The organism is Herbaspirillum chlorophenolicum (assembly GCF_001189955.1).
In the GTDB taxonomy this organism is placed as follows: Bacteria; Pseudomonadota; Gammaproteobacteria; order Burkholderiales; family Burkholderiaceae_D; genus Herbaspirillum; species Herbaspirillum chlorophenolicum.
This window is the reverse complement of sequence record NZ_LFLT01000015.1, coordinates 103,071-109,532: the sequence shown is the minus strand read 5'-3', so window position 1 is coordinate 109,532 and position 6,462 is coordinate 103,071. Positions and strand designations below refer to the sequence as shown.

At 64.4% G+C, this 6,462-nt stretch carries 5 protein-coding genes; 3 read left to right on the top strand and 2 right to left on the bottom strand.

The features are described from left to right. Positions 1-151: 151 nt before the first annotated feature. Positions 152-766, bottom strand: coding sequence for a TetR/AcrR family transcriptional regulator (locus AKL28_RS11570; protein WP_050468291.1), 615 nt, complete (start codon positions 764-766; stop codon positions 152-154). A 285-nt stretch (positions 767-1,051) separates the two neighbouring features. Here AKL28_RS11570 and AKL28_RS11565 point away from each other — a divergent pair, with 285 nt between their 5' ends. The 3 genes from AKL28_RS11565 to AKL28_RS11555 all read left to right on the top strand — a co-directional run bounded on the left by AKL28_RS11565 (position 1,052) and on the right by AKL28_RS11555 (position 5,516). Continuing rightward, positions 1,052-2,560: an efflux transporter outer membrane subunit gene (locus AKL28_RS11565; protein ID WP_050468290.1), complete on the top strand. Its 1,509-nt coding sequence runs from the start codon at positions 1,052-1,054 to the stop codon at positions 2,558-2,560. Between the two features lie 121 nt (positions 2,561-2,681). After that, positions 2,682-3,914 carry an HlyD family secretion protein gene (locus AKL28_RS11560; RefSeq protein ID WP_050468289.1) on the top strand — a complete coding sequence of 411 codons (1,233 nt, stop codon included), beginning with the start codon at positions 2,682-2,684 and terminating at the stop codon, positions 3,912-3,914. 36 nt (positions 3,915-3,950) lie between these two features. Beyond that, the gene (locus tag AKL28_RS11555; RefSeq protein WP_050468288.1) at positions 3,951-5,516 is read left to right on the top strand and encodes a DHA2 family efflux MFS transporter permease subunit; all 1,566 of its coding nucleotides are present in this window, start codon (positions 3,951-3,953) and stop codon (positions 5,514-5,516) included. Between the two features lie 89 nt (positions 5,517-5,605). Here the strand turns inward: AKL28_RS11555 and fghA are convergent, their stop codons facing one another. After that, on the bottom strand, positions 5,606-6,457 hold the full coding sequence (gene fghA / locus AKL28_RS11550; RefSeq protein ID WP_050468287.1) for an S-formylglutathione hydrolase: 852 nt from the start codon (positions 6,455-6,457) through the stop codon (positions 5,606-5,608). Between the last annotated feature and the right edge of the window lie 5 nt (positions 6,458-6,462).

Below are 6,462 nucleotides of genomic sequence, written 5' to 3'. Positions count from 1 at the left end.
TGAGTTGCTAATTCGTTGCATCAGGAAGATTGGCTCAATGCGCGTCAGGCTAGGCGCAAACCGCAGCGATAGCGGGACTATCGCGAGGATTTGCAACGACGCATGGCGCGCATTGAGCCAATCTTCCGCAGCGAATTAGCAACTCAGGACACTAGCTGCGCGGCGCGGTCAGGTAGCCGATCACGGCGGGCAGGATTTCCGGGCGCACGCTGCCTGCGGAGAGGCCGCCGGGGCCGGTCAGCACGACGGCGTTGATCAGCGCCTTGAGCATGCGTTGCAGGACGAAGGTCGCCACGTCCAGGTCGGGTGTGGTGATGCTGCCGCGATGCTTTTCCAGCACGCCGCGGATGGCGTCGAAGAAACGCTGGCGGATCTCGGTGGAGACCGGCAGGTTATAGGCGGGAAACTCTTCTTCCAGGATGCGGTTGAGTTCGGGCTCCACCAGGTGGGCCGCGACCAGCGCATCGATCAGCGCCTCGAAATCGCTGTTCAGCGAGCCGGCGCCGTCGATGTGCGCGGCCACGTCTTCGAACAGCGCCAGCATGCGCGTCACATGGCGTTCGCGCAGCGCGAAGATCAGCGCGTCCTTGTTGGGAAAGTATTGGTACAGCGAACCGACACTGATGCCGGCCGACTCGGCCACGAGGTTGGTATTGGTCTTGGCATAGCCGCGCTCCACCAGCACGCGCGACATGGCATCAAGGATAGTGTCGACCATCGCCCGGGAACGTGCCTGGCGAGGTTCTTTGCGAGGTTGCAGTTTCATTGTCAGCTTCAGTAAAGAATTCGCCGCTCTCCGACGCGAATTCGCAACATGAGTTATTGTTCGTGTCTCAGAGTATAATACAAAAATGAGTTTTTACTCGCCAGCCACACGGCGGCATGATGCAGCGGACTCGCATAACAGTGTGCAGGTGACCGGATTTCCCCGCCGGACCTGCCCTGACGCCCGATCCGGAAATGCCGTCGCCACGCGAGACAAACCCGCAGCAACGTATTAACGAGATCCCCAAAAAACTCGCATCGCCAAAATTTCAACGTGGAGAATTCTATGAAACGCACCATGTCGCCCGCCTTCCGGCCGCGGGCGATCGCCGCTTGCGTCGCCATGATCGGCCTGCTGGGCCTGTCCGGCTGCGCCAGTTTCAGCGGCATCGGCAGCGACAAGCACATTGCCCAGGCAAGCGATTTTGCCACGCAGCGCAGCTTGTCGGATCCACAGCAGCAAACCGCAGGCCAATGGCCCGGCAGCGACTGGGTCAAGCAGTTCGGCGATCCGCAGCTCAATGCCCTGATCGAAGAAGCGCTGGCCTCCAGCCCCAACCTGCAGCAGGCACAGGCGCGCATCGCTGCCGCCAGCGCCATGGCCGAGGCCAAGGGCGCGCCACTGCTGCCCACGGTCACCGCCGACGCCTCGCTGATCCGCAACCAGTTCTCCAACACCACGATCTATCCCGAGCCGTATGGCGGCAACTGGTTCAACGAGAAGAAGGCGATGATCAACATCGGCTACGAACTCGACCTGTGGAACAAGAACCATGCCGCGCTGGCGCAAGCCATCTCCAGCGAGAAGGCCGCCGAAGCCAGCGGGCAGGAAGCGCGCCTGGCGCTGACCGCCTCGATCGTCTCTGCCTACAGCCAGCTGGCGGCGCAATACGCGCTGCAAGATGTCCTGCAGCGCACCGTCGACCAGCGCGACGCGCTGCAAAAGATCACCATAGAGCGCGTACGCACCGGCCTGGATACCCAGATCGAGCGCAACCAATCGCGCAGCAGCAGCGCCGATGCCCGCGCCCAGCTTGAGCAAAGCCAAGGCCAGATCACGCTGACCCGCCAGCAGTTGGGCGCCCTCACCGGCCACGGTCCCGACCGCGGCCTGCAACTGGCCGCGCCGCAGATGACCCGGCTCGCCACACCCGGCCTGCCGGCCGACCTGCCCCTGAACCTGCTGGGCCGCCGCCCCGACATCGTGGCCGCACGCTGGCAGGTGGAGGCCGCGACCCAAGGCATCGACGTAGCCAAGTCGCGCTTTTATCCCGACATCAACCTGAGCGCGGCCATCGGTTTCGATACCCTGCTCAACACCAATCCGTTCACGGCGGCCAGCAAGTCGATCGCCTTCGGACCGGCCATCAGCTTGCCGATCTTCGAAGGCGGCGCCCTGCGCGCCGGCCTCAAGGGCGAATACGCCAATTACGACCTGGCCGTGGCGACCTACAACAAGACCGTCAACGACGCCTATGCGGACGTAGCGCGCCAGATCGCCTCGATCCACTCGACCGAGCGCCAGCTGCCGATCCGCCGTGAAGCGCTGGAAGCGGCCGAACGCGCCTACGACCTGGCCAAGGAGCGTTATCGCATCGGCCTGGTGTCGCAGCTCACGCTGCTGTCCGCCGAAACCGGGGTACTGGCGCAGCGCCAGGCCATGGTCAGCCTGGAAGCGGCGCGCCGCGACCAGCAGGTGGCGCTGTACAAGGCGCTGGGCGGCGGCTTCGAGGCCCAGCATGCCGGCCTCGCACTGGCCGACAAGCCCGGACAAGGACAGCCGAAACAGCCCTGAACGGATACCTGACATGGCCTGCCGCCGGACTCTCATCCATCCGGCCGGCGGCAGGCTCGCTGTGCCGGCCAAGGCGGCGCAGCCTGACAATCGCTACGAAAAAAATCAAACGGAGTAATCCATGAGTGAAAGCACTACCTCGAACGCCACGAGCGCTCCCAACCAAAACGCCAACGGAAATGGGAACGGCAAGCGCAAGCGCCAGCTGTTCCTGCTGACGCTGGCCCTGGTCATCATCGCTGCCGTCTGCTTCCTGTACTGGTTCCTGCACGGCCGCTTCTTCGAAGAGACCGACGATGCCTACGTCGGCGGCAACATCGTACAGATTTCCGCCCAGGTCGGCGGTACCGTCACGTCCATCAAGGCCGACGATACCCAGGTGGTCGCCGCGGGCCAGCAGCTCGTGACGCTGGATGCGGCCGATACCAAGCTGGCGCTGTCGCAGTCTGAAGCCGCGCTGGCCCAGGCCGTGCGCCAGACCCGCCAGCTGTTCCTCAACAACGACACGCTGGCCGCCAACGTCGCCGCAGCCGAATCGAACCTGGCGCGCGCCAAGGACGACCTGCAGCGCCGCCAGGCCGGCCTGGCCTCGGGCGCGGTATCGACCGAAGACGTCTCGCACGCCCGCGACGCCTTCAAGAGCGCCACCGCCGCTCTCGACCAGACGCGCGCCGCCGCCGCCGCCAACCGCGCGCTGACCGACCACACCAGCGTGACCGAGCACCCCAATGTGCAGCAAGCCGCCACCGCTGTGCGCAACGCCTACCTGAACTATGCCCGCGTCAACATCGTGGCGCCGGTGTCGGGCTTCGTCTCCAAGCGTTCGGTGCAAGTCGGTCAGCGTATCGCCGCCGGCAGCCCGCTGATGGCCATCGTGCCGCTGGAACAGATCTGGATCGACGCCAACTTCAAGGAAGGCCAGTTGAAACACATCCGCATCGGCCAGCCGGTTGAAGTGGTGGCCGATGTCTACGGCTCCGACGTGAAATACAAGGGCACCGTGGTCGGCTTCTCGGCCGGCACCGGCGGCGCGTTCTCGCTGCTGCCTGCACAGAATGCCACCGGCAACTGGATCAAGGTGGTGCAGCGCGTTCCGGTGCGCATCGCGCTCGACCCCGAGCAAGTGCGCGCGCATCCGCTGCGCATCGGCCTGTCCACCACCGCCACCGTCGATATCCATGGCGACGGCAAGCAGCTGGAAAACGCTCCGGTCAACTACCAGACCAACGTCTATGAGGATCTGGGCAAGCAGGCCGACGCCATTGTCGAACGCATCATCAGCGACAACGCCAGCGGACTGCCGATGCCGAAAAAGAGCAAGGCAGCCGCAGTCGTGGCCGTCCCGCATACCTGATCGCGATACCTGACCTGAATCCGTACAGAACCGTCTATGGCGAACAGCCCTACTCCTTACACACCGCCACCACCGCTGACCGGCGCCAACCTGGTGCTGGGCACGCTGTCGGTATCGCTGGCGGTGTTCATGAACGTGCTCGATTCGTCGATCGCGAACGTGGCGATCCCCACCATTTCGGGCAACCTCGGCGTCTCCGTCGACGAGGGCACGTGGGTGATCACTTCGTTCGCGGCGGCGAATGCGATTTCCATTCCTCTTACCGGCTGGCTGACCCAGCGCCTGGGCGCGGTGCGCCTGTTCGTCACCTCGGTGCTGCTGTTCGTGCTGGCCTCCTGGCTGTGCGGGTTGGCCCCCACCCTGCCGATCCTGCTGGCCGCACGCGTGCTGCAAGGCCTGGTGGCGGGACCGATGGTGCCGCTGTCGCAGTCGCTGCTGCTGGGGGCCTACCCCAAATCCAAGTCTTCGTTCGCGCTTGCGCTATGGGGCATGACGGCGGTGGTGGCGCCGGTGGCCGGCCCTGCCCTGGGCGGCTGGATTACCGATGCCTACAAGTGGCCGTGGATCTTCTACATCAACATCCCGGTGGGGCTGATCGCAGCCGGCGTCACGCTGGCCATCTACCGCTCGCGTGAAACCCCGACCCACAAGCTGCCGATCGACAAGATCGGGCTGGCGCTGCTGGTGACCTGGGTGGCGGCCTTCCAGATCATGCTCGACAAGGGCAAGGACCTGGACTGGTTCTCCTCATCCACCATCGTCACCCTGGCCATCATCGCTGCGGTAGCTTTCGCCTACTTCATCGTCTGGGAGCTCAACAACGACCACCCGGTGGTGGACCTGCGATTGTTCGGCCGGCGCAATTTCGCCGGCGGCACCATCGCGATCTCGATCGGCTACGGCGTGTTCTTCGGCAACCTGGTGATCCTGCCGCAGTGGCTGCAGCAATACCTGGGCTACCGTTCGATCGACTCGGGCCTATCGACCGCGCCGATCGGCATCTTCGCGGTGATCCTGATGCCGCTGATCGGGCGCTTCCTGCCGCTGGTCGATGCGCGCAAGGTTGCGACCGCCTCCTTCATCGGCTTCGCCCTGGTGTTCTGGCTGCGCTCGCGCTATAACCTCGATGTCGACCAATGGACGGTGATCGCCCCGACCCTGCTGCAGGGCATCCCGACGGCGATGTTCTTCGTGCCGCTGACGGTGCTGCTGCTGTCGGGCTTGCCGCCCGAACGCATTCCGGCCGCGGCCGGCCTGTCGAGCTTCGTGCGCGTGTTCTGCGGCGCGGTCGGCACCTCGATCTCGACCACTGCCTGGAACAACCGCACCATCATGCACCACGCGCAGTTGACCGAGCATGCCACGCCGTACAGCCCCTGGATGCAGCAGACCGTCAACAGCATCAGCAGCCTGCTGGGCCTGGACCAGCAGCAGACCGCCGGCATGATCGAGCGCACCATCACGTTCCAGGCGGCGATGCTGGGGATCAACGACATCTTCTATGTATCGGCCGTGATCTTCCTGGTGATCATCCCGCTGATCTGGATCATCAAGCCGTCCAAGGGCGGTGCAGGCGCCGCGGAAGCTTCTGCCGCACACTAAGAACCTGTTCATGGTCTCGCCGGCAGCATGAAAAAAGCGCCGGTCCTCGCGGATCGGCGCTTTTTCTTTGCAGTGTGATGCCTACGTCTTCAACCCGCCAAGATCCGGTGGTGGAAGCGCAAATGGTCCTCCATGAAGGTGGAGATGAAGTAATAGCCGTGGTCGTAGCCTTCATGCCGGCGCAGCGTGAGCGGCTGCGATGCGGCCTTGCAGGCTGCCTCGAACTCTTCCGGCAACAGTTGCTGCTCGGCCAGGAATTTGTCCGACAGCCCCTGGTCGACCAGAATGCCTTGCGGAAATGGCGAACGCAATCCGCGCATCAGCTCGCTGGCGTCGTACTGCTTCCAGGCCTCGCGCTTTTGGCCGAGGTAATTGCCGAGCGCCTTACGGCCCCAGGGACATTTGCCGGGCGCAGCAATCGGCGCGAACGCCGACACCGAACGGTAGATGTCGCGATTGCGCAGCGCCAGTGTCAGCGCGCCGTGGCCGCCCATCGAATGCCCGAAGATGCCGATGCGTTGCGGATCGGCCGGGAATTCGCGCAAGATGGCCTGGCGCAGGCCATGCACCACGTACGAATACATGCGGTAGTTCTTCTCCCACGGCGCCTGGGTGGCGTCGACGTAAAAACCTGCGCCCACGCCGAAATCCCAGCTATCGCTCTCGCCTTCGATGCCGGCGCCGCGCGGGCTGGTATCCGGCGCCACCAGGATGATCCCCAGCTCAGCCGCCACGCGCTGCGCGCCGGCCTTGATCATGAAGGTTTCCTCGGTGCAGGTCAGGCCGGCCAGGTAAAACAGCACCGGCAGCTTGTCGCCCGCCTTGGCCTGCGGCGGAACAAACACCGAGAAGCGCATCGGCAAGCCGATCTCCGCCGACTCGTGGCGGTAGTAGCCCTGGACGCCGCCGAAACAGCCATGCTCGCTGATGGTCTCCAGCATGCCCG